24 protein-coding genes and 1 tRNA gene are annotated in these 25,362 nt (G+C 66.3%); 7 read left to right on the forward strand and 18 right to left on the reverse strand.

What is annotated here, in order from left to right:
• Positions 1–380: 380 nt before the first annotated feature.
• Positions 381–2,003 carry an NAD+ synthase gene (locus ACIQ7H_RS03900; protein WP_395788592.1) on the forward strand — a complete coding sequence of 541 codons (1,623 nt, stop codon included), beginning with the start codon at positions 381–383 and terminating at the stop codon, positions 2,001–2,003.
• A gap of 1 nt (position 2,004) precedes the next feature.
• Here ACIQ7H_RS03900 and ACIQ7H_RS03905 read toward each other — a convergent pair whose 3' ends face one another.
• Entirely contained in the window at positions 2,005–2,580 is a 576-nt protein-coding gene (locus ACIQ7H_RS03905; RefSeq protein WP_395788594.1) for a zinc-ribbon domain containing protein, read from the reverse strand.
• 539 nt (positions 2,581–3,119) lie between these two features.
• Between ACIQ7H_RS03905 and ACIQ7H_RS03910 the strand changes: the two genes are divergently transcribed.
• Entirely contained in the window at positions 3,120–5,456 is a 2,337-nt protein-coding gene (locus tag ACIQ7H_RS03910; RefSeq protein ID WP_395788596.1) for a cellulose binding domain-containing protein, read from the forward strand.
• Positions 5,457–5,679: 223 nt separating this feature from the next.
• On the opposite strand, the gene ACIQ7H_RS03915 is transcribed toward ACIQ7H_RS03910, so the two are convergent.
• Positions 5,680–6,510 (reverse strand): outer membrane protein assembly factor BamD, encoded by an 831-nt coding sequence (locus ACIQ7H_RS03915; protein WP_395788598.1) that lies wholly within the window; start codon positions 6,508–6,510, stop codon positions 5,680–5,682.
• 121 nt (positions 6,511–6,631) lie between these two features.
• Between ACIQ7H_RS03915 and rluD the strand changes: the two genes are divergently transcribed.
• From rluD to ACIQ7H_RS03930, 3 genes are all read left to right on the forward strand, one after another.
• Positions 6,632–7,618, forward strand: coding sequence for a 23S rRNA pseudouridine(1911/1915/1917) synthase RluD (rluD, locus tag ACIQ7H_RS03920; protein ID WP_395788600.1), 987 nt, complete (start codon positions 6,632–6,634; stop codon positions 7,616–7,618).
• A gap of 36 nt (positions 7,619–7,654) precedes the next feature.
• Positions 7,655–8,494 (forward strand): peptidoglycan editing factor PgeF, encoded by an 840-nt coding sequence (gene pgeF / locus ACIQ7H_RS03925; protein WP_395788602.1) that lies wholly within the window; start codon positions 7,655–7,657, stop codon positions 8,492–8,494.
• A gap of 171 nt (positions 8,495–8,665) precedes the next feature.
• The gene (locus ACIQ7H_RS03930) at positions 8,666–9,700 is read left to right on the forward strand and encodes a TraB/GumN family protein (RefSeq protein ID WP_395788604.1); all 1,035 of its coding nucleotides are present in this window, start codon (positions 8,666–8,668) and stop codon (positions 9,698–9,700) included.
• Between the two features lie 230 nt (positions 9,701–9,930).
• Here ACIQ7H_RS03930 and typA read toward each other — a convergent pair whose 3' ends face one another.
• Positions 9,931–11,772 carry a translational GTPase TypA gene (gene typA / locus ACIQ7H_RS03935; RefSeq protein WP_395788606.1) on the reverse strand — a complete coding sequence of 614 codons (1,842 nt, stop codon included), beginning with the start codon at positions 11,770–11,772 and terminating at the stop codon, positions 9,931–9,933.
• Positions 11,773–12,024: 252 nt separating this feature from the next.
• Here typA and ACIQ7H_RS03940 point away from each other — a divergent pair, with 252 nt between their 5' ends.
• Complete coding sequence (locus ACIQ7H_RS03940) at positions 12,025–12,537, forward strand: peptidylprolyl isomerase (RefSeq protein ID WP_395788608.1); 513 nt, start codon at positions 12,025–12,027, stop codon at positions 12,535–12,537.
• Between the two features lie 238 nt (positions 12,538–12,775).
• Here ACIQ7H_RS03940 and ACIQ7H_RS03945 read toward each other — a convergent pair.
• The 14 genes from ACIQ7H_RS03945 to ACIQ7H_RS04010 form a co-directional block, all read right to left on the reverse strand.
• Positions 12,776–12,850: transfer RNA gene (locus tag ACIQ7H_RS03945), tRNA-Lys, on the reverse strand.
• A gap of 145 nt (positions 12,851–12,995) precedes the next feature.
• The gene (queC, locus tag ACIQ7H_RS03950) at positions 12,996–13,670 is read right to left on the reverse strand and encodes a 7-cyano-7-deazaguanine synthase QueC (protein WP_395788610.1); all 675 of its coding nucleotides are present in this window, start codon (positions 13,668–13,670) and stop codon (positions 12,996–12,998) included.
• Between the two features lie 164 nt (positions 13,671–13,834).
• Complete coding sequence (gene queE, locus ACIQ7H_RS03955; protein ID WP_395788612.1) at positions 13,835–14,518, reverse strand: 7-carboxy-7-deazaguanine synthase QueE; 684 nt, start codon at positions 14,516–14,518, stop codon at positions 13,835–13,837.
• A gap of 209 nt (positions 14,519–14,727) precedes the next feature.
• The gene (ybgF, locus tag ACIQ7H_RS03960; RefSeq protein WP_395788614.1) at positions 14,728–15,678 is read right to left on the reverse strand and encodes a tol-pal system protein YbgF; all 951 of its coding nucleotides are present in this window, start codon (positions 15,676–15,678) and stop codon (positions 14,728–14,730) included.
• Entirely contained in the window at positions 15,678–16,190 is a 513-nt protein-coding gene (gene pal / locus ACIQ7H_RS03965) for a peptidoglycan-associated lipoprotein Pal (protein WP_395788616.1), read from the reverse strand. The genes ybgF and pal overlap by 1 nt, the downstream gene beginning before the upstream one ends.
• A 265-nt stretch (positions 16,191–16,455) precedes the next feature.
• Positions 16,456–17,787 (reverse strand): Tol-Pal system beta propeller repeat protein TolB, encoded by a 1,332-nt coding sequence (gene tolB / locus ACIQ7H_RS03970; RefSeq protein WP_395788617.1) that lies wholly within the window; start codon positions 17,785–17,787, stop codon positions 16,456–16,458.
• A 152-nt stretch (positions 17,788–17,939) separates the two neighbouring features.
• Positions 17,940–18,878 (reverse strand): cell envelope integrity protein TolA, encoded by a 939-nt coding sequence (locus tag ACIQ7H_RS03975; protein WP_395788618.1) that lies wholly within the window; start codon positions 18,876–18,878, stop codon positions 17,940–17,942.
• Between the two features lie 22 nt (positions 18,879–18,900).
• A complete protein-coding gene (gene tolR, locus ACIQ7H_RS03980) occupies positions 18,901–19,320 on the reverse strand; it encodes a protein TolR (protein ID WP_395788620.1) in 420 nt (139 codons plus the stop codon).
• 27 nt (positions 19,321–19,347) lie between these two features.
• Positions 19,348–20,028 carry a protein TolQ gene (gene tolQ, locus ACIQ7H_RS03985; RefSeq protein ID WP_395788622.1) on the reverse strand — a complete coding sequence of 227 codons (681 nt, stop codon included), beginning with the start codon at positions 20,026–20,028 and terminating at the stop codon, positions 19,348–19,350.
• Between the two features lie 7 nt (positions 20,029–20,035).
• Positions 20,036–20,488: a tol-pal system-associated acyl-CoA thioesterase gene (gene ybgC, locus ACIQ7H_RS03990; protein ID WP_395788624.1), complete on the reverse strand. Its 453-nt coding sequence runs from the start codon at positions 20,486–20,488 to the stop codon at positions 20,036–20,038.
• Positions 20,485–21,513, reverse strand: coding sequence for a Holliday junction branch migration DNA helicase RuvB (gene ruvB / locus ACIQ7H_RS03995; RefSeq protein WP_395788626.1), 1,029 nt, complete (start codon positions 21,511–21,513; stop codon positions 20,485–20,487). The genes ybgC and ruvB overlap by 4 nt, the downstream gene beginning before the upstream one ends.
• Positions 21,514–21,837: 324 nt before the next feature.
• A complete protein-coding gene (ruvA, locus tag ACIQ7H_RS04000; protein WP_395788628.1) occupies positions 21,838–22,440 on the reverse strand; it encodes a Holliday junction branch migration protein RuvA in 603 nt (200 codons plus the stop codon).
• The gene (gene ruvC / locus ACIQ7H_RS04005; RefSeq protein ID WP_395788630.1) at positions 22,437–22,970 is read right to left on the reverse strand and encodes a crossover junction endodeoxyribonuclease RuvC; all 534 of its coding nucleotides are present in this window, start codon (positions 22,968–22,970) and stop codon (positions 22,437–22,439) included. The genes ruvA and ruvC overlap by 4 nt, the downstream gene beginning before the upstream one ends.
• On the reverse strand, positions 22,967–23,527 hold the full coding sequence (locus ACIQ7H_RS04010; protein WP_395788632.1) for a hypothetical protein: 561 nt from the start codon (positions 23,525–23,527) through the stop codon (positions 22,967–22,969). Before ACIQ7H_RS04010 ends, ruvC begins: the two co-directional genes overlap by 4 nt.
• A 124-nt stretch (positions 23,528–23,651) precedes the next feature.
• Between ACIQ7H_RS04010 and ACIQ7H_RS04015 the strand changes: the two genes are divergently transcribed.
• Positions 23,652–24,650: an aldo/keto reductase gene (locus ACIQ7H_RS04015; RefSeq protein ID WP_395788635.1), complete on the forward strand. Its 999-nt coding sequence runs from the start codon at positions 23,652–23,654 to the stop codon at positions 24,648–24,650.
• A gap of 73 nt (positions 24,651–24,723) precedes the next feature.
• On the opposite strand, the gene ACIQ7H_RS04020 is transcribed toward ACIQ7H_RS04015, so the two are convergent.
• Entirely contained in the window at positions 24,724–25,362 is a 639-nt protein-coding gene (locus tag ACIQ7H_RS04020) for an alpha/beta fold hydrolase (RefSeq protein WP_395788637.1), read from the reverse strand.

Genomic DNA, 25,362 nt, shown 5'->3' on the forward strand with positions numbered 1-25,362 from the left:
ACAGAACTTGCAGTGGGTCTCGACCCGCCTATGCTGCGGCGAACCCGACCGACGCGGCTGACGCCGCAGACTCATTCCAGTGTCTACGCGTTCCATCGGCTGGGCATGGCAGTTTGCCGTCGGCACGGCCGAAGCGGGAGCGCGCTCCCGCAATCGTGTCCTCAGCCCCTGGCCGGTAGAACCCCGCCTTCTGGGTCGACATCAGGCTGGACACCGCCATCACGAAGCCGTTGTAGGCCTCGTTGTCCTCGTCATCCAACTCGCTCCCTCGCTTCCCGTGCCCAAGTTGGCACTTGGTCGCTGCTCAACCGGCGCGATTCAGCATCGCGTGCGAAGCCCGTCGCACTACACTGCTCCGCTTTCCCCATTCGCCTCCGCCCATGCGCCTCGCCCTCGCCCAGTTCGACTTCCCCGTCGGTGCCGTCAGCGCCAACGCCGCGCGCATTCTTGAGCTGATCCTGCGTGCCCGCGATGAGCTTGCGGCGGATCTGGTGGTGTTTCCCGAGCTCGCGATCTGCGGCTATCCGCCCGAAGATCTGCTGCTGCGTCCGAGCTTCCTTGAGGCCTGCGAGGCAGCGGTCGATGCGTTGATCCCGCAGGTGCAGGGCATCACCGCCGTGGTCGGCCATCCGCAGCGCATCGACGGCGACCTGTGCAATGTCGCCAGCGTGATCGGCGACGGCCGTTTGATCACCCGCTACGTCAAGCAGCGCCTGCCCAACTACGCGGTGTTCGACGAGAAGCGCTATTTCGTGCCGGCGCTGAACGATCGTGCCGGCAGCGGCGTGTTCGAGGTTGCCGGCGTGCGCGTCGGCCTGCTGATCTGCGAGGACATCTGGCACGAGGCGCCACTCGCTGAACGAGTGGGGCAGGGCGTGCAGCTGTGCGTGATCACCAATGCCTCTCCGTATGAGGCCGACAAGCTGGCCGAGCGCGCGGCCCTGCTGGCGCGGCAGGCGCAGGCCAGTGGCCTGGCGCTGGCCTATGCCAATGCGGTCGGCGGCCAGGACGCCGTGGTCTTCGACGGTGCCAGCCAGCTCGCCGATGGCGATGGCTCGCTGCATGCGGCGGCCGAGAGTTTCGCCGAGCATCTGCTGCTGGCGGGTTTCGACGCCGCCAAGCGTCAGCTGGTGCCGATGGTCTGGCCGGTGAATGCCGATACCTCGCGCGCTGCGCAGACCTGGGGCGCGCTGGTACGCGGGACCCGCGACTACGTGCGCAAATCAGGCTTTTCGAAGGTGCTGCTGGGCCTGTCCGGCGGCATCGACTCTGCCCTGGTGCTGGCGATTGCGGTCGATGCCCTGGGCGCTGAGAACGTCACCGCGGTTCGCCTGCCCTCGCGCTACACCTCCGAGCTCAGCCAGGATCTCGCTGCGCGGCAGGCACTGAACCAGGGCGTGCGCCTGCTGACCCTGCCGATCGAGCCGCCGTTCGCGGGCTTTCTGCACAGCCTCGGCGATGTGCTCAAGGGCCGCGACAGTGATCTGACCGAACAGAATCTGCAGTCGCGCTCGCGCGGCGCGCTGCTGATGGCGCTGTCGAATCTGGAGGGCGCGCTGCTGCTCACCACCGGCAACAAGAGCGAGTACGCGGTCGGCTACGCGACCATCTATGGCGACATGTGCGGCGCCTACGCGCCCCTGCTGGATGTCTACAAGACCGAGGTCTACGCGCTGGCCGAATGGCGCAACCGCGAGGTTGAGGTCATCCCGCGCGGCGTGATCGAACGAGCGCCCTCGGCTGAACTCAAGCCCGGTCAGGTCGATCAGGATTCGCTGCCGCCCTACGAAGTACTCGACGCGATCTTGTTCCGCTTCATCGATCTGGAGCAGTCGCAGGCCGAGATCATCGCCCAAGGCTTCGAGCCCGCCACGGTCGAGCGCGTCGCAAAGCTGGTCTTCCGCAGCGAGTACAAGCGCCGTCAGGCCGCGCCGGGCCCGAAGGTGTCGCGGCGGGCCTTCGGGCGCGAGCGGCGCTATCCGATTTGTTCGGGGTGGGTGTGAGTCAGCGGCTGGCTTCCTCGATCTCACGCAAGCGCCGCCAGAGCCCCTCAAGCTTTCGATGCGGCTCCGCCTGTTTCAGTAGCGAGCGCATCCGCTCCAGCGTTCGCGTACCGAACATGCCGGCGGCGACAAGGGTCAGCGCAGACTCGACAAGCTCGATGTCCTGATTCGCGGTTCGATCCTCAAGCGCGAACAGGTCTTCGTAGCGCTGGCGCTGCGTTTCCAGACCGCGTTGCTTCTTCCGGCAGGGCACGCAGCGCACGCAGTTGGATTCCAGTGGAAACCCCAGCACCTCGTACCAGTACTTCTGCTCGGCGGCGAAGAACAGGAACGAGTCTCGACAGTCGACGCAGCGGCGCCGGCTGTCGAAGTAGTGGGTCACGGCAATCGTCGGCTGGAGCTGGCGCGAGGTGTCCGCGGCGATGGCCGTGTTTGGAACGCGCACCTCGCTGGGGGAGTGCCAGTGCAGGTAGACCTTGCCAGTCCCCGAGTTTTCCTTGGGGTTCAGCCCGGTCAGGCGGGGTTCGTCGCCGTAGCGCGGATGGGGAACGAAGTCATCGCTTTTCTTGCGCGGCATGGAAGGTCGTAAAGGGCCAGGGACGCTGCAGTGTCCACAATGCTGCAAGGCCGCGCAAAGCGCGTCCTTGGCGTTCCACCTCTTTAGGCGCTGAGCCCCAGCCGCGCGCCGTGTCCATCCGGGAGATCCGCCGCCGCCGAGGCGCCGACCGACGGGGCGCGGTCGGCGCGCATCGAGAGTTCCGATGATCCCGATAGACATCGACATATGACACCGGTGGCTATTGGCGAACGTCGGCGAACGTGAGGGATCTCGGGTCCGGGCGTCGAGCGGCCGGGTCGGGGGCATGAACGGTGATGTGACCAAATGTTTCTGCGTGCAGCATGGCGGCGGGGAGAGCGGGCGTGTGTCGCGGCCTGCCTCGCGCAGGGGGCTGCGCATTCCGAGATGTCGAGGCTGGCTGCGCGTGGGTCCTCCGACCTGCGCGGCGTCGGCCTGTGTCGCATCGATCGGGCGGCGCCCCCGGGCCCTTGCTGCGCCGCTGCGTCCGGCGCCTGAACTTCATCGATCGTCTAACGAATTCCGGAGAACTGTCCGCCATGCTTCCACATACGCTCACTGTCGCCCTGCGCCTCGCCATTAGCACCGGCCTGCTGGCCTGCACGCTGACCGCGCCTGCTCTGGCCGCACGCCAGGCTGAATACCTGGACCGCGGTGTGGTCGCCCTGCCTTCTGGTAACGGCATCTTCGTCAGCTGGCGTTTGCTCGGCGACGATCCCAGCGCGATCGGCTTCAACGTCTACCGCAACGGCACCCGCCTGAACGGCTCGCCGATCACGGCCAGTACCAGCTTCTTCGACGCCGCCGGCAGCACCAGCGCGGCCTACACGGTTCGACCGGTGGTGAACGGCGTCGAGCGCGCGGCCAACCCGGCCAAGCCGACCTGGTCCAACCCCTACTGGACGATCAATCTGAGCCGCCCGGCGGCCGGAACGACGCCCAGCGGGGAGGCCTACACCTACTCGCCCAACGATCTCAGCGTGGGCGATCTCGATGGCGACGGGCAGTACGAGGTGGTGGTCAAGTGGGACCCCTCCAATGCCAAGGACAACTCGCAGTCCGGCTACACCGGCAACGTCTTCGTTGACGCCTATCGGATGAACGGAACGCGGCTGTGGCGGATTGATCTCGGCAGGAACATCCGCGCTGGCGCGCACTACACGCAGTTCATCGTCTACGACCTGGACGGCGACGGTAAGGCCGAAGTGGCGATGAAAACCGCACCGGGCACTCGCGATGGCGTGGGTACGGTGCTGGGCGGCAGCAACGCCAACGCCGACTACCGCAACAGCGGCGGCTACGTGCTGACGGGCCCCGAGTATCTGACCGTCTTCAACGGCCAGACCGGCGCGGCGCTGAGCACGGTGGACTATGTGCCCGCGCGCGGCACGGTCAGCAGCTGGGGCGACAGCTACGGCAACCGCGTCGATCGCTTTCTCGCCGGCGTGGCGTATCTGGACGGTGCCCGCCCCAGCCTGATCATGGCTCGCGGCTACTACACCCGCGCCGTCGTTGCCGCCTGGGACTGGCGCGGCGGCAGCCTGAGCCGTCGCTGGACCTTCGACAGCAATGCCAGCGGCAACGGGGCTGCGGCAGGCCAGGGCGCGCACAGCCTGAGCATTGCCGATGTCGACCAGGACGGGCGCGATGAGATCGTCTACGGCGCGGCCACGCTCAACGACAACGGCAGCCTGATGTACTCGACCCGCCTGGGCCACGGCGATGCGCTGCATGTCGGCGACTTCCAGCCGGGTCGGCCGGGCCTTGAAGTGTTCATGATCCACGAGTCGCCGGCGAGCTACGGCAACAACGGCGTGCAGATGCATGACGCCCGCACCGGCCAGATCCTGTGGGGCTTCCAGGGCGGTGGCGACATCGGCCGCGGGGTGATCATGGATATCGACCCGCGCCATCCTGGCGCCGAGAGCTGGGCCAGCGTGGGCGGCATCAACTCGCCGACCGGGCTGGCCATCAGCGCGACCAAGCCGGCCTCCACCAACTTCGCGGTGTGGTGGGACGGCGACCTGCTGCGCGAGCAGCTCAACAACACCATGATCGACAAGTGGGACCACAGCAGCAGCCGCAGCGCGCGACTGCTCAGTGCGCAGGACAGCGGGGCGGCGTCGAACAACAGCACCAAGGCCACACCGGGACTGTCGGCTGACCTGTTCGGCGACTGGCGCGAGGAGGTGATCTGGCGGCACTCGAACAACACCCAGCTGCTGGTGTTCTCGACCACCGCTCCCACCGGCCACCGCCTGCGCACCCTGATGCATGACCTGCAGTACCGCGTGGCCATCGCCTGGCAGAACGTGGGCTACAACCAGCCGCCGCATCCGAGCTTCTTTCTGGGCGACGGGATGACGCAGCCGCCCGCGCCGGCTCTGAGTTTCGTGGGTGTGAATCCGAACGCGGGCCCGGGCTCGGGATCGAGCAGCAGCGCGTCCAGCAGCAGCGCCAGCAGCAGTTCGTCGAGCAGCCTGTCCTCCAGCAGCAGCTCGTCGAGCAGCAGCTCCTCCTCCAGCAGCTCTTCCAGCAGCAGCTCTTCCAGCAGCAGCTCCTCCAGCAGCTCGGCGCCGGCGGCAAGCTGCAGCTACGTGATCACCAACAACTGGGGGGCCGGGTTCACTGGCGCGATCCGCATCACCAATCGCAGCACGCGCGCCATTTCCGGCTGGTCGGTGAGCTGGAGCTATGCGGGCACCACCCGTCTGAGCGGGGCTTGGAACGCCAACTTCAGCGGCAGCAACCCCTACTCGGCCTCGAACCTGAGCTGGAACGCCACCATTGAGCCAGGTCAGACGATGGAGTTCGGCTTCCAGGGCACGCACGGCGCAGCCGAGATTCCCGTGGTGCGCGGCAGCGTGTGCGGCTGAAGGGCGAAGAGCAGCCCGGCCCGCGAGGCCGGGCTGCGGCGGACGGGGGCGACGAAGCAAGCGCCTAGGCGCTTGGCGTGTCGTGAAGCGGTAGCGGCCTGCGCCGTACTGCCGACTCCAGAAACGCCAAGGAAGGGAGCTTTCGACACGCTGCTAGCGGAAGACGAAAAGAAGAAGGCCGCGCAAGCGCGGCCTCCAGGTTCAACCGGACGTCGCGGCGATCTCAGCCGCGCGTCTCGCCCATGAACGGAATCAGCTGCTTCCACTTCGACTGTTCACGCGGGAAGCCGCCGCTGAAGTAGGCGTGGTTCGGGTGGTTCAGCTGCAACACGCGGCGGGCGTCGGCTTCGAGCGTGGTCTGGCCGAGCTGACGATAACTTTCGGCCATCACGGCGACCGCATCACCTGAGAATTCCGACTGCGGGAAGTTCTCCAGGATGTACTCGGCGCGGTTGATCGCACCGACGTAGGCGCGACGCTTCAGGTAGTACGTGGCCACGTTGATCTCGTAGCGGGCCAGCTGGTTGCGCAGATAGATCATGCGCTGGCGGCCGTCTGCCGCGTAGCGGCTGTTCGGGTAGCGCTGGATGAGTTCGGCGAAGTCGTCGAATGCCTGGCGGGGCGCGCCCTGGTCCCGGCGAGTCATGTCGAGGCCGCCGATACGCGACAGGAAGCCCTTCTCGCGATCGAAGTTGATCAGCCCGCGCAGGTAATAGGCGTACTCGATGTGCTCGTGGGTGGGGTAGGTGCGGATGAAGCGGCCTACCGCCGAGGTGGCCTCCTCGGGCTGGTTCGAGCGATACATCGAGTAGGCCAACTCGATCTGCGCCTGTTCGGTGTAGGGGCCGAACGGGAAGCGTGCGATCAGGCGCTTGAAGTGTCGCTGCGCGCGCGCCTGATTGCCGTTCTCAAGCGCCTGCTTGCCCTCAGCGTAGAGCTGATCGACGGGAAGAGTTTCAAGGGGGTCGTCCTTGCCGAAACGGCCGCAGGCCGAAAGCATGAGCAAGGCGAGACACAGGAGGATCAGACGGGACAGTCCGGAATGCCGAATCATTGCGGAGCGCGTTCCTGTTCGAGGAGAGGGTCAGTCGGGCATCATAGCAGCCCGCTTCTGGCGACGGCCCCGATCTGCAAGTTCGGGGTCGGCGTGGGGCGATCACTAAAGCGCGGAACCGATGAACCAATCAGGAACACCCGCTGCCGAGCCCGGCTGCGAAATCCGCGAGCTGCAGCTGCCGGTCCAGTCTGCCGGCCTGCGCTTCGACCAGGCGCTGGCCGAAGCGCTGCCCGAGTTTTCGCGCTCGCGGCTTGCCAACTGGATCAAATCGGGCGATGCCCTGATCGACGGCAAGCCCGGCCGACCCAAGGATGCCGTCAACGGCGGTGAGCACGTGCAGCTGCGGATCCGGCTGGAGACGGTCGAGCGGTCAGCGCCTGAAGCCATCGAGCTCGATCTGCTGTATGTCGACGCAGACGTGCTGGTGGTCAACAAGCCGGCCGGCCTGGTGGTTCATCCGGGCGCTGGCAATCCGGCCGGGACCCTGGTCAATGCGCTGCTGCATTTCGATTCCGAGCTGGCAGCGCTGCCGCGGGCCGGCATCATCCATCGGCTGGACAAGGACACCAGCGGCGCGCTGGTGGTGGCGCGTACGCCGCAGGCGCACAACAGCTTGGTCGAACAGCTGGCGGCACGTGCGATCCAGCGCCAGTACGAATGTGTTGCCTACGGCGTGCTGGTGGCCGGCGGCACGGTCAATGCCGCGCTGGATCGGCATCCGGTGGATCGGCTGCGGCGCGCGGTGGTGGAAAGCGGCAAGCCTGCGGTGACCCACTATCGGGTGCGCCAGCGCTACCGCGCGCACTCCTTGCTGCAGGTCAACCTGGAGACCGGGCGCACCCATCAGATCCGCGTGCACATGGCCTATGTGCGGTATCCGCTGCTCGGCGACCCGCTTTACAGCGGCGGCTTGAAGCTGCCGAAGGCGGCCAGCCCGGAGTTCATCGAAGTGCTGCGCGGCTTTCGTCGGCAGGCCCTGCACGCCGAGCGCATCGCCTTCGCGCATCCGCGGACTGGCGAACCGGTCGAAGTGCTGGCACCGCGGCCGGCCGATTTCGAAGCGCTCATCCAGGCCTTGGCGGACGATCTCGCCGCGGCGCGCTGAGATGTGCTGCCTACGCGACTTGAAGCAGGGCTGGCCATGATCGATCCTCAGATCGGCCTGCCGTTGCAGCGCGCGCTCGATGCGCAGGCGCGCGCATCGGTGCGGTTGGACCCGGACTGGCCCGCGCCGCCGAATGTGCGCGCGTTCAGCACCCTGCGGCGCGGGCTGTCGGTCGGGATCTCGCACCCGCCCTTTGACGACTTCAATCTGGGCGCGCACTGCGGCGATGAGCCCGCCGCGGTGGCCGCCAATCGCGCCGCGCTGGGCTGGGTCGGCGCGCTGCCGAGTTCGCCCTGCTGGCTGCGGCAGGTACATGGCACCCGGGTCTGGCGCTTCGATGCGCCCGCCGTCACGGAGATCGAAGCAGATGCAGCGGTTACGTCGACACCGGGCGTGGTGTTGGCGGTGCTGACCGCCGACTGCCTGCCGGTGTTGTTCTGCGCTGAGGACGGCAGCGAGGTCGGTGCGGCGCATGCCGGTTGGCGTGGACTGTGCAGCGGCGTGCTTGAGAACACGGTGGCCGCGCTGCGAACCCCTGTCTCCCAACTCCTCGCCTGGCTGGGCCCGGCTGCGGGTCCACGCGCCTACGAGGTCGGCACCGAGGTGCGGCAGGCTTTTGTCGATGTCGATCACGCTGCGGCCAATGCCTTCATCGCGACTCGACCCGGCCATTGGCTGTGCGATCTGTATGCCTTGGCGCGCCAGCGTCTTGCTGCGGTCGGCGTTGATCGTGTCTTCGGCGGTGAGCGCTGCACGTTGAGCGAGCCGCTCGCGTTCTTTTCGCATCGCCGCGAGGGCCGTAGCGGACGGATGGCGGCAGTGATCTCGATCGCGGATTCCGACTCGCCTTGGCGTTGTACTCGACGCCCGCGATAGCAAGTTGCTGAGCGCGTTTTCGAGAGCTCCGGCGCAAGACGCGCCTGAAGACCGCAGCGAAACCTGGCGGCTGAACCGGAGCCAACGCGGAGCGCAAGTTAGCGCCGCGCTAACGCAGCCATCGCATGCGATGCCTAAGCTCGTCGACTGCTTCCATCCTGGCGAGATCGCATGCTCCCTTGCTTCAAGTTCTCACGTCTGCTGACGGGCCTCCCCATCCTGCTGCTCGCCATGGTTGCACGCGCAGCCGAGCCCGCTGTTCCGACGCCCTCGCCGCAAACGGATGAAACGGTCCGCCAGCTTGATACCGTCGAGGTGATCGCGAAGATCACCGGGCCTGGCCTGTGGCAGGTCCGCAAGGATGACAAGGTGCTGTGGATTCTCGGCACCCAGTCACCGCTGCCGCGGCGCTTCGAATGGGAATCTGAAGAACTGGTCGAGCGACTTGCCGAATCGCAGCTGTTGATAGCGCCGCCGTCCGTGAAGTTTGAAGGCGTCGGCGCAATCCGCGGGCTGTTCCTGCTGCCCAGCTTGTTCAAGGCCCGGCGCGATCCGGAAGGTCCCAGCCTGGAAGAGTCGGTCGGGCCCGAGCTGTATGCGCAGTGGCAGGTGCTGAAGCAGCGCTACTTTCCGCGCAAACGAAAGACCGACACCTGGCGGCCGATGATCGCGGCACTCGAGCTCTACTCCGAGGCCATCGAGGACGCGCGCATGACCGGCTCCGGCCCGGTCTGGAAGGCGGTGCGCAAGGCGGCGCGCAGGCTGCGCCTGCCGATCGAAGAACCCGCGGTCACCCTGCGAATCGAGGACCCGCGCGGGGCGATTCGCAGCTTCGCCGAGAACCGGCTGGACGACATGGCGTGCTTCCGCCTGACCATCGAGCGGTTGGAAAGCGACATCGCCCTGATGCGCGAGCGTGCCGACGCTTGGGCGGTCGGCGACGTCGAGAGCCTGCGCGCGCTGCCCTTGAGCGATCAGAACGAAGCCTGCCGCGAGGCCTTCCTGCAGGCCGCTGTCAGCAAGGAACAGGGCTTCGACAACTTGCCCGAGCGCGTCCGCGATGCGTGGTTGGAGACGGCGCAGAAGGCGCTGGAAGAGCATCGCTCCAGCGTCGCGGTGCTGCCGATCAGCGTGCTGATCGACCCCAGCAAGGGTGTCGTCGCCGAGCTGCGTGCGCTGGGGTTCGAGGTGACCGAGCCCGAGTAGGCCGTGCAGTGTTCGCGCCCACTGATCGGGCGGGTTGGCGCTGCGCGTTCGGCTCCTGAGCTGTCGGCTGCTGCGGAGCCGATATTGGGGGGAGCGGTTTGCCGGAAGTGAGCGCGGCACTTACTGCGGGCCTTGCACCTGAGCACGCACAGCTTGGACAACAAGCGGGTCGCCGCATCCTTCGCCGCGCGGGCGAAGGATGCGGTGTAGCCCGCTCTTGAGCGGGAAACTCAGCCGCGGCGTGAAGCCTGCTTGCGGTCATTCTCGGTGCGGTGCTTCTTGCGCAGACGGATCTGCACCGGAGTGATCTCGACCAGTTCGTCGTCGTCGATGAATTCCAGCGCCTGCTCCAGCGACAGTTTGATCGGCGGGATCAGGCCTTCGTCGTGATCCTTACCGGAGGCGCGGAAGTTGGTCAGCTGTTTGCCGCGCAGGGCATTGACGGTGAGGTCGTTATCCTTCGAATGGATGCCGACGATCTGGCCTTCGTAGATCTCCTCGCCCGGATCCAGGAACAGACGGCCGCGCTCCTGCATGGCGATCTGCGCGTAGGCCGGCGAGGGGCCAGTGCCGTTGGAGATCAGCACACCGTTCTGGCGCTGACCGATCGAGCCTTCGCCCTTCGGACCATAGTGATCGAACACGTGGAACAGCAGGCCGGTGCCGGCCGTGATCGTGCGGAACTCGGTCTGGAAGCCGATCAGGCCACGCGCCGGGATCATGAAATCAAGACGCACGCGGCCCTTGCCGTCGGGCTCCATGTTCTGCAGCAGGGCGCGACGCTCACCGAGGCGCGCCATCACGCCACCCTGGTACTGCTCTTCGAGGTCGACCACCAGGCTTTCGATCGGCTCCATCATCTGGCCGTCGATCTCGCGGATGATCACTTCCGGGCGCGACACAGCCAGCTCGTAGCCCTCGCGACGCATGGTTTCGATCAGGATCGACAGGTGCAGCTCGCCGCGGCCGGACACCTTGAATTTGTCGGCGTCCTCGGTGTCTTCGACCTTCAGTGCAACGTTGTGCTGGGTCTCACGGATCAGGCGGTCGCGCAGCTGACGGCTGGTCAGGAACTTGCCGCCGGAGCGTTCTTTGACACCGGCGAACGGCGAGTCATTGACCTGGAAGGTCATGCTGATCGTCGGTTCATCGACGGTGAGCACCTCAAGCTGCTCGGGGCTGCCCAGCTCGCAGACGGTCTCGGAAATGCCGAGACCCTCGATACCGGAGATGGCGATGATATCGCCGGCCTGCGCTTCTTTGACTTCGTGCCGCTCCAAGCCGTGGAAGCCCAGTACCTGCAGCACCTTGGCGTTGCGGTTCTTGCCCTCGCGGTCGACCACGGTGACCTGCATGTTGGTGCGGACTTTGCCACGCTGGATGCGGCCGACGCCGATGATGCCGACGTAGCTGTTGTAGTCGAGGCTGGTGACGCGCATCTGGAACGGGCCGTCGATGTTCACCGGCGGCGGCGCCACGTGTTTGATGATCGCTTCGAACAGCGGGATCATGTCGCCGCCGCGAACGTCGTCGGTCAGGCCGGCGTAACCGTTCAGGCCCGAGGCGTAGACCACCGGGAAATCCAGCTGTTCGTCGGTCGCGCCGAGGCGATCGAACAGATCGAAGGTCTGGTTCAGCACCCAGTCCGGACGCGCGCCGGGGCGATCGACCTTGTTGATCACCACGATCGGCTTGAAGCCCATCGCGAACGCCTTCTGGGTGACGAAGCGGGTCTGCGGCATCGGGCCGTCCATCGCGTCGACCAAGATCAGCACCGAGTCGACCATCGACAGCACGCGCTCGACCTCACCGCCGAAGTCGGCATGGCCCGGGGTGTCGACGATGTTGATGCGGAATTCTTCGCCCTGCGGCGACTTCCAGCGGATCGCGGTGTTCTTCGAGAGGATGGTGATGCCACGCTCCTTCTCGAGGTCGTTGCTGTCCATCATCCGCTCGGTGGTCACCGTGCGTTCGCTGAACGTGCCCGACTGCTTCAGCAGCTGGTCGACGAGGGTGGTCTTGCCGTGGTCGACGTGGGCGACGATGGCGATGTTGCGCAGATTCTGGATCATGAGGGCACGGCTCGAAGCGATCCGCGCAGTCGGCGGTTCGCGGGGTGGGTCGGAAGACGATGGACGGATGGCTTCGTCGATGAAGCACGCCGCAGGTCGGGCAAGGGCTGGGCCGGACGCTTGGCCCGGGCCCCGGATCACATCACCCGGAGTTGACGCAGCGCGGCATTATACCGGGCTTGCGCCCGCAAGCCAGTTCGGCTTGCGGGGTTTGCCGTATCCTTGCCGGCTTCGCCCCTGGAGTAGATCCCCATGTCCGAACTGACTGCACACTTCGACACCTCGAAAGGCCTGATCCGCGTGCGTTTGCGCGCCGACAAGGCACCGTTGACCGTCGCCAACTTCGTCAACCTCGCCCAGCGCGGGTTCTACAACGGCCTGTCCTTCCATCGCGTGATCAAGGACTTCATGATCCAGGGCGGCTGCCCACTCGGCACCGGCACCGGTGGCCCCGGCTATCGCTTCGAGGATGAATGCAGCCCGGAGCTGCGCCATGAACGCGGCGTCCTGTCGATGGCCAATGCCGGCCCCGGCACCAATGGCAGCCAGTTCTTCATCACCCATGTGCCCTGCGGCTGGCTCGACGGCAAGCACACCGTGTTCGGTGCGGTGGTCAGCGCCGACGATCAGAAGGTTGTCGATGCGATCGCCGGCGGCGATGCGCTGAACAGCATCACCATCGAGGGCGATGCCACGGCTCTGCTGGCCGCGCAGGCCGAGCGGATCAGCCAGTGGAATGCCGTGCTGGACGCGCGCCGGCCCTGAAGCTGGGCCGAAGCCATTGGCTTCGGCCAGAGCATCCCCGCCGCCGATGATGCACGCCTGTGCATCGTCGGCGGCTCGCTGATGCGAGCGTCCGATTCTGTAGGTTGCAGCGCTGCGCGGCGTGCCCGCATGAGCGGGGTGCCAACCTGTGGATGGATAGCGCGTCCAAGCTCGGGTGCCCACTCAACGCAGCGGCGACTGCGAGCTCGCGATGGGCGCGTTTTCCGGTGCAGAAGGATGGTGGGTCGTGATGGATTCGAACCATCGACCTACGGATTAAAAGTCCGCAGCTCTACCGCTGAGCTAACGACCCGGATTTGAATTCCGGCGATGCGTGGATGCTGCCGGCTGGAACCATGGAGGTTCGTTGATCGGTGCCCGCAGAGCTGCGGGGGCGCGCAGTTTAGTCAGTGCGCCGGGCTTGCACAAGCTGCGATGTGTGCAGCGCCAGTGAGTGTTCAGCCCACATAGTTCGTGGGGTCGGGCACTCCGGCCGCGACGAAGCCCGCGGTACGCAGCCGGCACGCGTCGCAGTGTCCACAGGCGCGACCGTCTGCATCGGCCTGATAGCAGGACACGGTGCTGCCGAAGTCAACGCCGAGCTCGATGCCGCGACGCACGATGTCGGCCTTGCTCAGGTCGATCAGCGGCGCACGCACACGCAGGCGGTTGCCCTCGACAGCCGCCTTCGTGGCCAGGTTGCCCAGCCGTTCGAACGCCTCGATAAAGGCGGGGCGGCAGTCGGGATAGCCGGAGTAGTCGACCGCGTTGACACCACAGAAGATCTCCTGTGCGCCCAGCACTTCCGCCCAGCCCAGCGCGACCGACAGCATGATGGTGTTGCGCGCTGGCACATAGGTGATCGGAATCCCCTCACCGCCGTGCTCGGGCACATCGATGTCGGCGGTAAGCGCGGAGCCGCCGATGCTGCGCAAGTCAATGGTCACTGTCTTGTGCACCTTCGCGCCGAGATCGCGCGCGACACGTGCCGCAGCGATCAGCTCCGAGGTGTGACGTTGGCCGTAGGCGACGCTGAGCGCATAGGTCTCGAACCCCTCGGCGCGGGCGATGGCCAGCACGGTGGCGGAGTCCATGCCGCCTGACAGGAGCACGACTGCCTTCGCTGGATTCATTGGACGGGTTGCTCCTGTCGGCAATTGGGAAAGGGTAGTCGGGAATCGTAGGGCGGTGAGCCCGCGGGTCAAACCGGAGACGGGGATCCGGCCAAGTGCCGACACTCGGGGCGTGCCTCTAGCGATTCCCCATTCCCGACTCTCGATTCTCGGCGCAGGGGCGCTCAGCGCCCCTGCGCCTCGCCCCACAGCTGCTTGTGCAGCTGCATCTGGAAGCGGATCGGCAGGCGCTCGGCCAGCAGCCATTCGGCCAGATCCCCAGGTTGAACCTGGCCGAAGCTGGGCGAGACCAGCACTTCGCAGCGATCGTGCAGGACGTGTTCGCGCACGCAGGCGATGGCCCATTCGAAATCGGCGCGGTCGCAGATCACAAACTTGATCTGGTCCTGCGGGGTCAGCAGGGCGAGGTTCTCCCAGCGGTTGCGGGCAAGCTCGCCTGAACCTGGGGTCTTCAGATCGATGACCCGATGTACGCGGGCATCCACGGCGGATACATCCAGCGCGCCGGAAGTCTCAAGCGAGACCGAGTAGCCGGCGTTGCACAGCTGCTCCAGCAGGGCGATGCAGCGCTTCTGGGCCAGCGGCTCGCCGCCGGTCACACAGACGTGGCGGGCGCCGTGGCGAGCGACCTCAGCGAGGATCGCATCGATCGACCACCAGTCGCCGCCGTGGAAGGCGTAGGCGGTATCGCAGTAACCGCAGCGCAGAGGGCAACCGGTCAAACGCACAAACACGGTCGGCCAGCCGACGCTGCGCGACTCGCCCTGCAGAGACAGGAAGATCTCGGTGAGGCGCAGGCGATCGCCGTTGGCAACGGGATTCGGGATTGGGGATTCGGGATTCGTCAAAGCGGTGCACCTAGGGTGGAGCGACCGAGGCGCCCACACCGAACAGAACCTGTTCGTTGAGTGGCTCGAAACTGAGAGTCAACACATTAAGGGCCGCGACAAGGTGATCTCAGAGGCCGGTGAACCGGGAAGGTCAACTCCGCGCCCAGTACGTCAGCCCTAAGACCGACTCACCGATTCTCCATTCCCGATTCCCAATTCCCGGCTTCTCAGCTCCGGTCTTCCAGCCGCATCGCCCGCAGCCGGCCCTGGGCCAGACGAGCGACCGTGGTGTCGGGGTATTGCTGGGTCACCCGGTTGAGGGTGGCTTCGGCCTCGTCCCACTGCCGCAGCTCGTACTGGCAGTAGCCAAGTTTCAGCAGGGCGTCGGGCGATTTGATGCTGTCCGGGAACTCGCGCAGCAGCCGCTGGAAGGCGTCGAGTGCGATGCCGTAGTTCTGGGTCACGTAGTAGGACTCGCCCAGCCAGTACTGCGCATTCGGCGCGTACTCACCGCTGGGGTACTGCTGCAGAAAGCTCTGGAAGCGACGCGCGGCCTCGGCGTAGCGACCTTCCTTCAGCTCGTCAAACGCGGCGTCATAGCTGCGGCGCTCGTCTTCCGGGTTGCCGGGGACGTTCTCGATCACCGCTGCAGACCTGTCGCTGCCGCCCAGGGCTGCGGTCCCGACCAGGCCTTCAACCGGCGCGCGCACATCGGGTTCTTCGAATTCGGCCACGGGTGTCGCGGTGTCGCCGCTCGGTGCTTGGGCGGGCTGCAGTTCGGGCAGGGGCTCAGCGCTGAAACCATCGGCCGAGGTGGCCGCGGGTGGGGGAGGGGCTGCGGATGCGGGTCCGCCGCTGGAGGCGCCCCCTTCAATACGGTTGATTCGGCTGTCCAGATCGATGTACTGGTCGCGATTGCGCTTGGACAATCCCTCGATCTCGAAAGCCTGTTGCTCGATCATGCCGCGCAGGCTGGCGATTTCGGCCTGCAGCTCGCTGATCTGGTTGAGCAACTGGATGTTGGCCTGGGCGCTGTCGCCACCGGCCTGCTGTTGTTCCAGCCGCGCCACCCGGTCCGCCAGGCTTAGACGCGAGCCTTGGGCGGACACAGGCGAAGCAGCGGCGACCGCGAGGGTCACCGCTGCCAGACAGCCTGCAATTAGGCTGCGAGTGCGCATCAGCGAGCGGTGTACACGATCTCGACGCGGCGGTTCTGCGACCACGACGCATCGTCGGAACCGGCAGCCACCGGACGCTCTTCGCCGTAGCTGACCACGGTCAGCTGGCTGGCCGAACCACCGTTCGACAGCACGGCGCCGTTCACGGCATTGCCGCGACGCTCGCCCAGGCCCAGGTTGTACTCGCGCGAACCGCGCTCGTCAGCGTGACCTTCCAGGGTGATGCGGGCCGACGGACGGTCGCTCAGGTACTTGGCGTGGCAGGCCAGGATCGAGGCGAATTCCGGCTTGATCTCGGTCATGTCGAAATCGAAGTAAACAACGCGCTTGACCAGGCAGGGGTCACGGTCCAGATCGTCCGGGCCGAACTTGCCGTCGGTGGTCGTGTCGGTCTGGGCGGTCGTCGGCGGGGTGACGGGGTCAGCGGTCGGCTGAATGACTTCTTTCTTGGCGCAGGCGGCGAGGGCAGCCATGGTGGCAGCGGCGATCAGCAGGCGGGTCATCGTGTTCATGGGAAGCTAGGTCCTTGGGGGTTGCGATCGGATGCAGTCTTTATGGGTGAAGCGAATGAGCCCATCCTCTAAGCAGGAACTCCGAAGCACACGCTTTCCAGCGCTTGGCCTCGACTGCATGACGTTCCCGACGCAACGCGCCGGTAGGCCTGCCCCGCCGCCTTGCCATCTTGCGATGACCGGGCTGATCCGCACGACATCCTGTCGCGCGGGCGGGCACCCACAAGCAGGTGCCCTCAGGTGAAACACACTCGACCCTTTCGGGTCAGCGCTGCCGATACGGCGACCAGGCGGGCTCCCGGACGTCACCATCAGCTAAAACCAGCCGCTGCCGAACGCGCGCATCGGCTGACACGGAGTACAGCACTCCGCGTCGACCCTCGCGGGCGGCGTAAAGCAACATGCTTCCATTCGGGGCGAAACTCGGCGACTCGTCCAGGTTGCCGACCGAGACCAGATTCTGCTGGCCGGGGCCGCCAATGCTGCGGTCCAAAACCGCGATACGATAAACATTTCCTTGGCCCTGCGCCATAGCGATCTTCTTGCCCTCGCAGCAGACAGTCGGGCGGGCGTTGTAATCGCCGAGGAAACTGATGCGGCGGGCGTCGCCTCCGGTGGCCGGCACTTCGTAAATCTGCGGCTTGCCGGCGCGGTCGGAGGTAAAGAAGATCGAATTGCCGTCCGGCGCCCACACCGGCTCGGTGTCGATGCCCCAGTGGCGGGTGAGCTGGCTGAGCTGCTTGCTGCCCAGGTCCATCACGTAGATTTCCGGGTTGCCGGAGCGCGACAGGGTCAGTGCGAGTTTGTTGCCATCGGGTGAGAAACTGGGCGCGCCATTGATGCCGCGGTGGCTGGCGACCAGCTCGCGTGCGCCGCTGCCGATGTCCTGGATGTAGATCGAAGAATTGCCGCGCTCGAAGCTGACATAGGCCAGACGACGGCCGTCCGGCGCCCAGGCCGGCGACAGCAGCGGCTCACGCGAGCGCACCACCGCCTGCGGGTTGAAGCCGTCGGCATCGGCAACGATCAGGGTGTACTGCATCTCGCGGCCGAGGCCGGTGGCGGTCACGTAGGCGATGCGGGTCCAGAACGCGCCGCGGGTGCCCATGATGCGTTCGTAGATCTGATCCGACACCTGGTGTGCAAGGTCGCGCAGGCTGCCGGAGCGGCCGGTCAGCGCCAGGCGCAGCATCGGCTCCTGCTTGGCGACATCCATCAGTTCGAATTCGACCCGATAGCCGCCGTCGCCGCCATCGAGCAGGCGACCGACCACCAGGAAATCCTGCCTCAGCAGTCGCCAGGTCGCGTAGTTGACGTCCGCCGAACGAATCGGCTTCTCAACCACATCGCGTTCGGCCAGCGCGCGGAACGAACCGGAGCGGTTCAAGTTGCCGCGGATGATCGCGGCCATGTCGGTGTCGGGCAGGCTGCCGGCGCCGAGGTACTCGAATGGGACGATGGCGATCGGCAGGGCGGAGGCGTTGCCATCGACGATATCGATTTCAAGCCGACTGTTCTGGGCCACCGCATCGCGCAAACCGAGGGTGGTAGCGAGCAAAAGGATCAGGGCGAGAAAACGGATTTTCGACAGGGGCATGGGCAAGCCTGTGAGCGGGCGGCGCGCAACTGCAGTCGCCGCAAGGGTGCGGCGGAAGTCATGAGCGCGTGAGGCGCGAACATTACACCACGCGTGGCCGCCAAGCTGAACGCAAACACAGTTGGTAGGCGCGGGGCGGCATTGAAAACCCGCTACTGGCCGTCGTGGCGGAAGGTGAAGCGGATCTGCCGCTGGAATACGCTCTGGAATCCGTCGTAGGGCAGCGGCTGCGCCTTCATGACCGCCGCTTCAATCGAGCGACGGGTCAGCTCATCGGCGTTGCACGGCGAGGCCACGCTGGCGCTGATCACCTCCCCGCCCGGGATCTGCACGATGTCGATGGTGCAGCGGATGCCTGGCTGGGCGGTGTCGGGACGCAGCCAGTTTCGCTGCACCACCTGCTGTATCGCGATCTGATAGCGCCCGAGCAGACTCTCATCAGTACCGCGATTGCCCACCTCATTGACGTTCTGGGTCGCCTGCTGGGTCTGCTCGCTGTTGCCGGGCCTTGTCTGCGCGTTGCGCAGATCATCGAGCTGCTGGAGTTTCTCGCGCTCGATCTGCAGCTGGCGGTCAGCGGCTTCGCGCTGCTGGCGGATCTTGTCAAGTTCAGCCTCGCGCTCGCGGTCCTGCTGCTCGCGCAGGCGCTGCAGGCGCTGGGCTTCCTGTTCGGCCTGCTGCTCCAGCAGGATCTGCTCCTGACGTTGCTTCTCGCGCTGCTCTTCTGCGGCCTGCTCCAGCGCGGACTGCGCATTCCGCGCAGCGCGCTCCTGATCCTCGGTATCCGGCTGCTCGACCGGCGCCTGCGGGGTCGGCTGCGGCGGCGCCTCTGCGGTCTGCGGGCTCGGCGTAGGCGTCGGCTGCGGCGCGGGTGCGGTCACCCGCTCAGCCTGTGGTGCGGGCCTTCGCGGGGTGCTGGTGGTCGGCTGCGCGCCGCCCATCACCAAGGTCGCCATGATCGGTTCGCCGCGCACGGAAGGCGACTCCGCCGGCGTGTGCCACAGCGCGCCGACAAACAGCAGCGCGAACAGCGCCAGATGCAGACCAGCGGCCAGCGTCAGCGAGATCAGCTTGTCCTGCTGGGTTTCCATGGAAGTGCGCGGGTCCAAGGGGTCAGTCAGCCGAGGGCTTGCTCATCAGGCCGACCTTGCTCACGCCGGCCTCCTGCAGCAGCACCATGCCTTGATAGACGGTGCCGTAGTCGGTGCGGCGGTCGCCGGCCACCATCACCTGCACCTCGGGGTTCTGGCGCACAAAGGCCCCGACCTTGGCGACCAGGCCTTCGGCATCGATCTCTTCGGCGGTGGCGCCCTGCAGGGTCAGGAAATAGCGCCCGTCCTCGCTGACTTCGACGACCACCGGGTCCTTCTGCGTTTCGACCGGGCGCGCATTCGACTCCGGCAGCTCGATCTCGACGCCCAGGTTCAACAGCGGCGCGGTGACCATGAAGATGATCAGCAGCACCAGCATCACGTCGATATAGGGCACGACGTTGATTTCGTTCTTCAGCTTGCGCTTCTTGCGGGCTCGCATCTGCGGCTCTCCTGCGGCGACCGGGGATCAGTCGTCGATGTGGGCGTGGCGCTGCAGGATCGAGGAGAACTCCTCGGCGAAGGTTTCGTAGCGGGTGTGGATGCGCTCGACCCGTGTGGCGTAGCGGTTGTACGCCCATACCGCGGGAATCGCCGCGAACAGGCCCATGGCGGTGGCGATCAGCGCCTCGGAGATACCGGGCGCCACAGTGGCAATCGTGGCCTCCTTGACATTGGCGAGGCTGGCAAAGCTGATCATGATGCCCCACACGGTGCCGAGCAGGCCCACGTAGGGCGAGATCGAGCCGACATTGGCCAGGTATTCGAGGTTGTGTTCGAGGCCATCGATCTCACGCGACAGCGCGGTCCGCATCGCCCGCTGCGCACCTTCCAGCTGGGTGCGGTTGTCCATGCCCTTCTTCGAACGCATCCGCGCGAATTCGCGGAAGCCGGCTTCGAAGATCGACTCCAGGCCCGAGGAGCGGCCGTCCTGGCCGTTGATCTCGCGGAACAGCACGCTCATGTCGGCGCCCGACCAGAACCGCTCCTCGAACTCGTCGGCGCCCTTGGCGGCGCGGTCGAGCACGCGCTTCTTGATCAGGATGATCGCCCAGGACGAAATCGAGGCGATCAGCAGCAGCAGCATCACCGCCTGCACCGGCAGGCTGGCTTCGAGGATCAGCTCGAGTATGTTCAGGTCGTTGGACATCGCGCGCTTACTCCGAAGCGTTGAACAGTGAATGGATTTCTACGGTGTGCAGCAGGTCGTCGGGCAGCGGCCGCGGCTTGAAACTCGTGGCGGTGATGCACACAGCCCGGACTTCGGCGCGCAGTACCAGTTCCTCGCCGCGCCAGATGCCCTGTGCGAACACCAGGCTGGCGCCGCGCCGCTCGGTCAGCGAGGTGCGCACGTTCAGCTCGTCGTCGAGCCGGGCCGCGCGCAGGAAATCGAGCTGCATCGAGCGGATCGCGAACAGCAGGTCGCGGTCACGCGACAGCGCCTGCTGGTGGATGCCCAGTGCGCGCAGCCACTCGCTGCGGCCGCGCTCCAGGAATCGCACATAGCTGGCGTGGTAGACCACCCCGCCAGCGTCGGTATCTTCCCAGTAAACCCGTACCGGCCAACTGAATTCGCGTTGAATGTCACCGCTGCTGGACGAATGCATCATTCGCCCGCGAACAGATCGGGCGGCGGGCCGCCCTGGGGTTTCAGGCCCAGCATCTTCCAGGTGCGGTTGGTCGCCATCCGTCCGCGCGCGGTGCGCACCAGATAGCCCTGCTGGATCAGATAGGGTTCGACCACGTCTTCGATGGTGCCGCGATCTTCCGACAGCGCGGCGGCGAGCGATTCGACGCCAACCGGCCCGCCGTCGAAGTTCTCCACAATCACCTTCAGCAGCCGGCGGTCGAGTTCGTCGAAGCCCTCGGCATCGACCTTGACCATCAACATCGCCGCGTGCGCGGCCTCCAGCGTGATCACGCCTTCGGCGCGGACCTGGGCGAAATCGCGGGCGCGGCGCAGCAGGCGGTTGGCGATGCGCGGCGTGCCGCGCGATCTGCGCGCGATCTCGGCCGCGCCCTCGGGCGCGCACTGGATGTTCATGATGCGCGCCGAGCGCCGCACGATCGCCGTGAGTTCTTCCGGCGAATAGAACTCCAGCCGCTGCACGATGCCGAAGCGGTCGCGCAGCGGGCTGGTCAGCAGGCCCGCGCGCGTGGTCGCGCCGATCAGGGTGAAGGGCGGCAGGTCGAGCTTGATAGAACGCGCGGCCGGGCCTTCGCCGATCATGATGTCGATCTGGTAGTCCTCCATCGCTGGATAGAGGATCTCCTCGACCACCGGCGACAGCCGGTGGATCTCGTCGATAAACAGCACATCGTGCGGCTGCAGGTTGGTCAGCAGCGCGGCGAGGTCACCGGCGCGCTCGATCACCGGGCCCGAGGTCTGGCGCAGGCTCACCCCGAGCTCGTTGGCGATCACGTGGCTGAGCGTGGTCTTGCCCAAGCCCGGCGGACCGAAGATCAGCACATGATCCATCGCCTCGCCGCGCTTCTTCGCCGCCTCGATGTAGATCTTCATCTGCTCCCGCACCGGCAGCTGCCCGAGATAGTCATCGAGCACGCGCGGGCGAATCGAAGCCTCAAGCCGGGCTTCGTCGAGGGATTCCTCGGGGGAGACAATTCTTTCGGTCACTGCTTTGGAGCCGGGATTCGGGATTGGGGATTCGCGGCCGGCGGGGTGCAGGCTGAGGACGTGTACGCAGCGCGGCAGTTTACGGGGTTGGGGGGAACTACGGAGCGGTGCGTGACGGACTCGCGGCGGCGGCCGACAGCGCGAGGCTTTTTGCTTTAGCCCCTCTCCCCGTGGGAGAGGGGCTCACATTGCAGCTCCGGCTGCCGCACAAGCTCAAGAAACCGCTCACCCCGCCAAAGCAGTGCGAAGCCTCCGCGCTCCTCCCGCCACAGCGGCAGTTGCGCCGGAAACGAATCCCGAATCCCCACTCCCGGATCGCAGCCCTCAAGTCCTCAACGCCGACTTCAGCGCCTTGCGAATGATCGCCTCCGCCGTATCGCCTTCCTCGCGCGCCTTCTCGGCCATGCGCTGGGCTTCCACGCCTTTGTAGCCTAGCTGCTGCAGGGCGACGATCGCTTCGCTCAAGGGGTCCGCCGGCACCGGGGCGCCGCTCGTTGGAACGAAGTTGACGCCGCTGCCGCCAAAGCCCGCAGCCTTGTCGCGCAGTTCCACCAGCATGCGTTCGGCGGTCTTCTTGCCGATGCCGGGGATGCGGGTCAACGCGGTGACATCGCCCGCCTGCAGCAGGCGGGCGAACTCGTCGACTGACACGCCCGACAGCACCGCCAGCGCGATTTTCGCGCCGATGCCGGTGACCTTCTGCAGGTCGCGGAACAGGCGGCGCTCGGCGTCTTTCAGGAACCCGTACAGCGAGACCGAATCTTCCTTCTGCGCGTAATGGGTGAACAGACTGACCTCGCGGCCCAGCTCCGGCAGATCGTAGAAGGTGCTCATCGGCGCCTCCAGTTCGTAGCCGACGCCGTGCACGTCGATCACGATCTGTGGCGGGGCTTTGTGGATCAGGGTGCCGCGAAGTCGGCCGATCATCGTCTGCTGCCTCGACGTCGAATGAGCTGGGACGCCGCCACGCCGGTACGTTCGGCGAGGGTGCGCGTGTGTGCGTGGGTGATGGCCACGGCCAGCGCATCGGCCGAATCGGCCTGCAGCTTGCCGTCCAGGCTGAGCAGAATGCCGACCATATGCTGGACCTGGGTCTTGTCGGCGGCGCCGCGGCCGACCACGGCGGCCTTGATCTGCATCGGCGAGTACTCGTGCACGCCGATGTCGCGCGCCACCACCGCGCAGATCGCCGCACCGCGCGCTTGGCCAAGCTTCAGCGCTGAATCCGGATTGCGCGACAGAAACACCCGCTCGATCGCGACCTCATCCGGCGCGAAGCGATCAATCAGCCCCCACAGGCCATCAAGAATGCCGCGCAGGCGCTTCGGAAACTCGGTCTCCAGGCCGATATGCAGGGCCTCGTGGTGCACATGCACGCAGCGGCCGATCGCATCGGCGTCGACGATGCCCACGCCGGTGCGGACCGAGCCGGGGTCGATGCCGAGGATGCGGGTCACTCGATCATCTCCGCGCGCTCCCATTTGGACGAGGCAGCCCGTCGCGTCCATGCTCCGCCTCCAAAGACGGCTGAGCCTTCAACGCCCTCCGAGATGCTCAAGCTGTAGTCGAAGCAATCAGCGGTGGCTTGGATCTGCATCGAGGGCAGGGCATGCAACGGAATCGGCACGAAATCCGCGAGTTCGACCACATCCGCGATGTGGTGCACCCTGAGCGAACCTTCGTCCTCTGCGTAGCGCAGCTCGACTTCCCATCCGGGAGGCACGCGAGGCGTGGTGATCAACTGTGCGCATTCCCAGTGCAATTCGATTTCCCCGATGTGGGCCGGGGCGACGATTGGCGGGGCCGGAACCCTCGCAAGATTGAGCCCTCGCGCATCCAGTGCTTGAGCCTGCAGGCCTGAGAGGCTCAGAAACAAACCAGCGATCCAGGCACGTTTGACCCATCGTGCCCGCGAAGGCGGGCGGCAAGCATCCAGAGCGTCTGGGACAACGGCTTCGCGGAAACGAGATAGGGCGAAGCTCGATGATGCTGCGAATTGGCGGAAGGCCAGCACTGGCGATCTCTACTGCGTGAACGGCGGCCAGTATATCGACGCGCAGTCGCTGCCCAGCCTTCCGCACTGGTCGTTTCCCGACGCGCCGCGCATCGTTGCATTCCGCGCATCCCCGGAGTCCGCAATGTCGACCACCCCGCTTCCCCGCCGCCGCCTCGCCGAAAGCCTCGAAGTCACCGCGCTTGGCTTCGGCGCGATGGGCATGTCCGACTTCTACGGGCCGTCCGATCGCGCCAGCAATCTCGCCGTGCTGCATCGCGTGCTCGACCTCGGCGTCAACTTCATCGACAGCGCCGACATGTATGGCTGCGGTGCGAACGAGCGCTTGCTTGCCGAGGTGTTGAAGACGCGCCGCGACGAGGTCGTGCTGGCGACCAAGTTCGGCAACGTGCGCGCGCCCGATGGCCGCGTGGTCGGCATCTGCGGCCGCCCCGAATACGTCTACGTGGCCTGCGAGGCCAGCCTGGCGCGGCTGGGCGTGGACTGCATTGATCTGTACTACCAGCACCGCGTTGATCCCGGCGTGCCAATCGAGGAGACCGTCGGCGCGATGCAGCGCCTGGTCGAGGCCGGCAAGGTGCGGCATCTGGGGCTGTCAGAGGCCAGCGCGGAAACCCTGCGTCGAGCTTCGAAAGTGGCGCCGATCGCCGTCCTGCAGACCGAGTACTCGCTGTGGTCGCGCGATGTCGAGGCCGAAGTGCTGCCGGCCTGCCGCGAGCTCGGCATCGGCTTTGTGCCTTACAGCCCGCTCGGGCGCGGATTTCTCACCGGCGCGATCGCCAGCGCCGAGCAACTTGATGCGGATGACCGACGCCGCGCGCATCCGCGCTTCCAGGCCAAGCACGCGGCGGCCAATCAGGCGCTGGTGGAAAGGTTGCGCGGCTGGGCGGTCGAGATCGACTGCACGCCGGCCCAGCTGGCCTTGGCCTGGCTGCTGCACCAAGGCCGGGACATCGTGCCAATTCCGGGCACACGCTCGATCGCGCGGCTGGAGGAGAACCTTGCCGCGGCGCACCTCGCCCTGCCGGCCGAATTGGCGGCGCGCATGCGTGCGGAACTGGATGCCATAGCGATCAGCGGCGGGCGCTATCCGCCCGAAGGCATGGCACTGGTCAATCGTTGATCCGGGCGGCGCTGGTTCCGAGTAACCCCGGTTCGCGGTGATTGAGCGCGCTTCGCGGCAGCGGCAAGCGCTGCTACGAAGGGCCATCCGACCTGCGATCGAACCGCCCGTGCAGGAGAAACTGTGCCGCCTGCCGCGCCACCTCGCGCGAGTAGATCAGGCCGGTGTGGCTGACCCGCAGCTGCAGATGATCAGCCAGCCCCTCGGCACGGGTTTCAGCGACGCTGACGGTGCCGTCATGCGGCCCCTCGAAGCGCGTGAACCAGCGGCCGAAACCCAGCTGCAGGGTGCCGGCGATCATGCCGATCTGGAAGCCTTCGGGCAGCGGCAGTGCACCCTGTCGCAGCAGATGCACCGACTTGCCCAGCACCCGGCCAAGCGGCCCGCGCGCAGCCACGCCAGCTGCGGTGCTGCTGCCGGTCAGCGGCGAGCCGAGACAGAGAATGCGGCCGATCGGCAGTTCCGGATACGCGCGCGCGCACTCGATCGAGAGCAGCCCGCCGAGGCTGTGGCCGAGCAGATGCACCGGGCCGTCACCGGGCAGGGCGCGAATCGCGCGTTCCAGCCGGACGATCTGCTCGCGCGGCGACGACAGCACGCTGGCGTAGTCAAGGCTGTGCGCCTGCAGGCTCGCTGCACGCAGACGGGCGCGCAGCGGGGCAAGCGTGAAGCCACGCAGCCACAGGCCGTGCAGTAGCAATACGCGGCTCAT

It is taken from the genome of Aquimonas sp., assembly GCF_044377145.1.
In the GTDB taxonomy this organism is placed as follows: domain Bacteria; phylum Pseudomonadota; class Gammaproteobacteria; order Xanthomonadales; family Xanthomonadaceae; genus Aquimonas.

Bases quoted from the DNA above. Each gene is read 5' to 3' on its own strand.
- ACIQ7H_RS03900 (WP_395788592.1), top strand. From the start codon at position 381: ATGCGCCTCGCCCTCGCCCAGTTCGACTTCCCCGTCGGTGCCGTCAGC.
- ACIQ7H_RS03905 (WP_395788594.1), bottom strand. From the start codon at position 2,580: ATGCCGCGCAAGAAAAGCGATGACTTCGTTCCCCATCCGCGCTACGGC.
- ACIQ7H_RS03910 (WP_395788596.1), top strand. From the start codon at position 3,120: ATGCTTCCACATACGCTCACTGTCGCCCTGCGCCTCGCCATTAGCACC.
- ACIQ7H_RS03915 (WP_395788598.1), bottom strand. From the start codon at position 6,510: ATGATTCGGCATTCCGGACTGTCCCGTCTGATCCTCCTGTGTCTCGCC.
- rluD (WP_395788600.1), top strand. From the start codon at position 6,632: ATGAACCAATCAGGAACACCCGCTGCCGAGCCCGGCTGCGAAATCCGC.
- pgeF (WP_395788602.1), top strand. From the start codon at position 7,655: ATGATCGATCCTCAGATCGGCCTGCCGTTGCAGCGCGCGCTCGATGCG.
- ACIQ7H_RS03930 (WP_395788604.1), top strand. From the start codon at position 8,666: ATGCTCCCTTGCTTCAAGTTCTCACGTCTGCTGACGGGCCTCCCCATC.
- typA (WP_395788606.1), bottom strand. From the start codon at position 11,772: ATGATCCAGAATCTGCGCAACATCGCCATCGTCGCCCACGTCGACCAC.
- ACIQ7H_RS03940 (WP_395788608.1), top strand. From the start codon at position 12,025: ATGTCCGAACTGACTGCACACTTCGACACCTCGAAAGGCCTGATCCGC.
- queC (WP_395788610.1), bottom strand. From the start codon at position 13,670: ATGAATCCAGCGAAGGCAGTCGTGCTCCTGTCAGGCGGCATGGACTCC.
- ybgF (WP_395788614.1), bottom strand. From the start codon at position 15,678: ATGCGCACTCGCAGCCTAATTGCAGGCTGTCTGGCAGCGGTGACCCTC.
- pal (WP_395788616.1), bottom strand. From the start codon at position 16,190: ATGAACACGATGACCCGCCTGCTGATCGCCGCTGCCACCATGGCTGCC.
- tolB (WP_395788617.1), bottom strand. From the start codon at position 17,787: ATGCCCCTGTCGAAAATCCGTTTTCTCGCCCTGATCCTTTTGCTCGCT.
- ACIQ7H_RS03975 (WP_395788618.1), bottom strand. From the start codon at position 18,878: ATGGAAACCCAGCAGGACAAGCTGATCTCGCTGACGCTGGCCGCTGGT.
- tolR (WP_395788620.1), bottom strand. From the start codon at position 19,320: ATGCGAGCCCGCAAGAAGCGCAAGCTGAAGAACGAAATCAACGTCGTG.
- tolQ (WP_395788622.1), bottom strand. From the start codon at position 20,028: ATGTCCAACGACCTGAACATACTCGAGCTGATCCTCGAAGCCAGCCTG.
- ybgC (WP_395788624.1), bottom strand. From the start codon at position 20,488: ATGATGCATTCGTCCAGCAGCGGTGACATTCAACGCGAATTCAGTTGG.
- ruvA (WP_395788628.1), bottom strand. From the start codon at position 22,440: ATGATCGGCCGACTTCGCGGCACCCTGATCCACAAAGCCCCGCCACAG.
- ACIQ7H_RS04015 (WP_395788635.1), top strand. From the start codon at position 23,652: ATGTCGACCACCCCGCTTCCCCGCCGCCGCCTCGCCGAAAGCCTCGAA.
- ACIQ7H_RS04020 (WP_395788637.1), bottom strand. From the start codon at position 25,362: ATGAGCCGCGTATTGCTACTGCACGGCCTGTGGCTGCGTGGCTTCACG.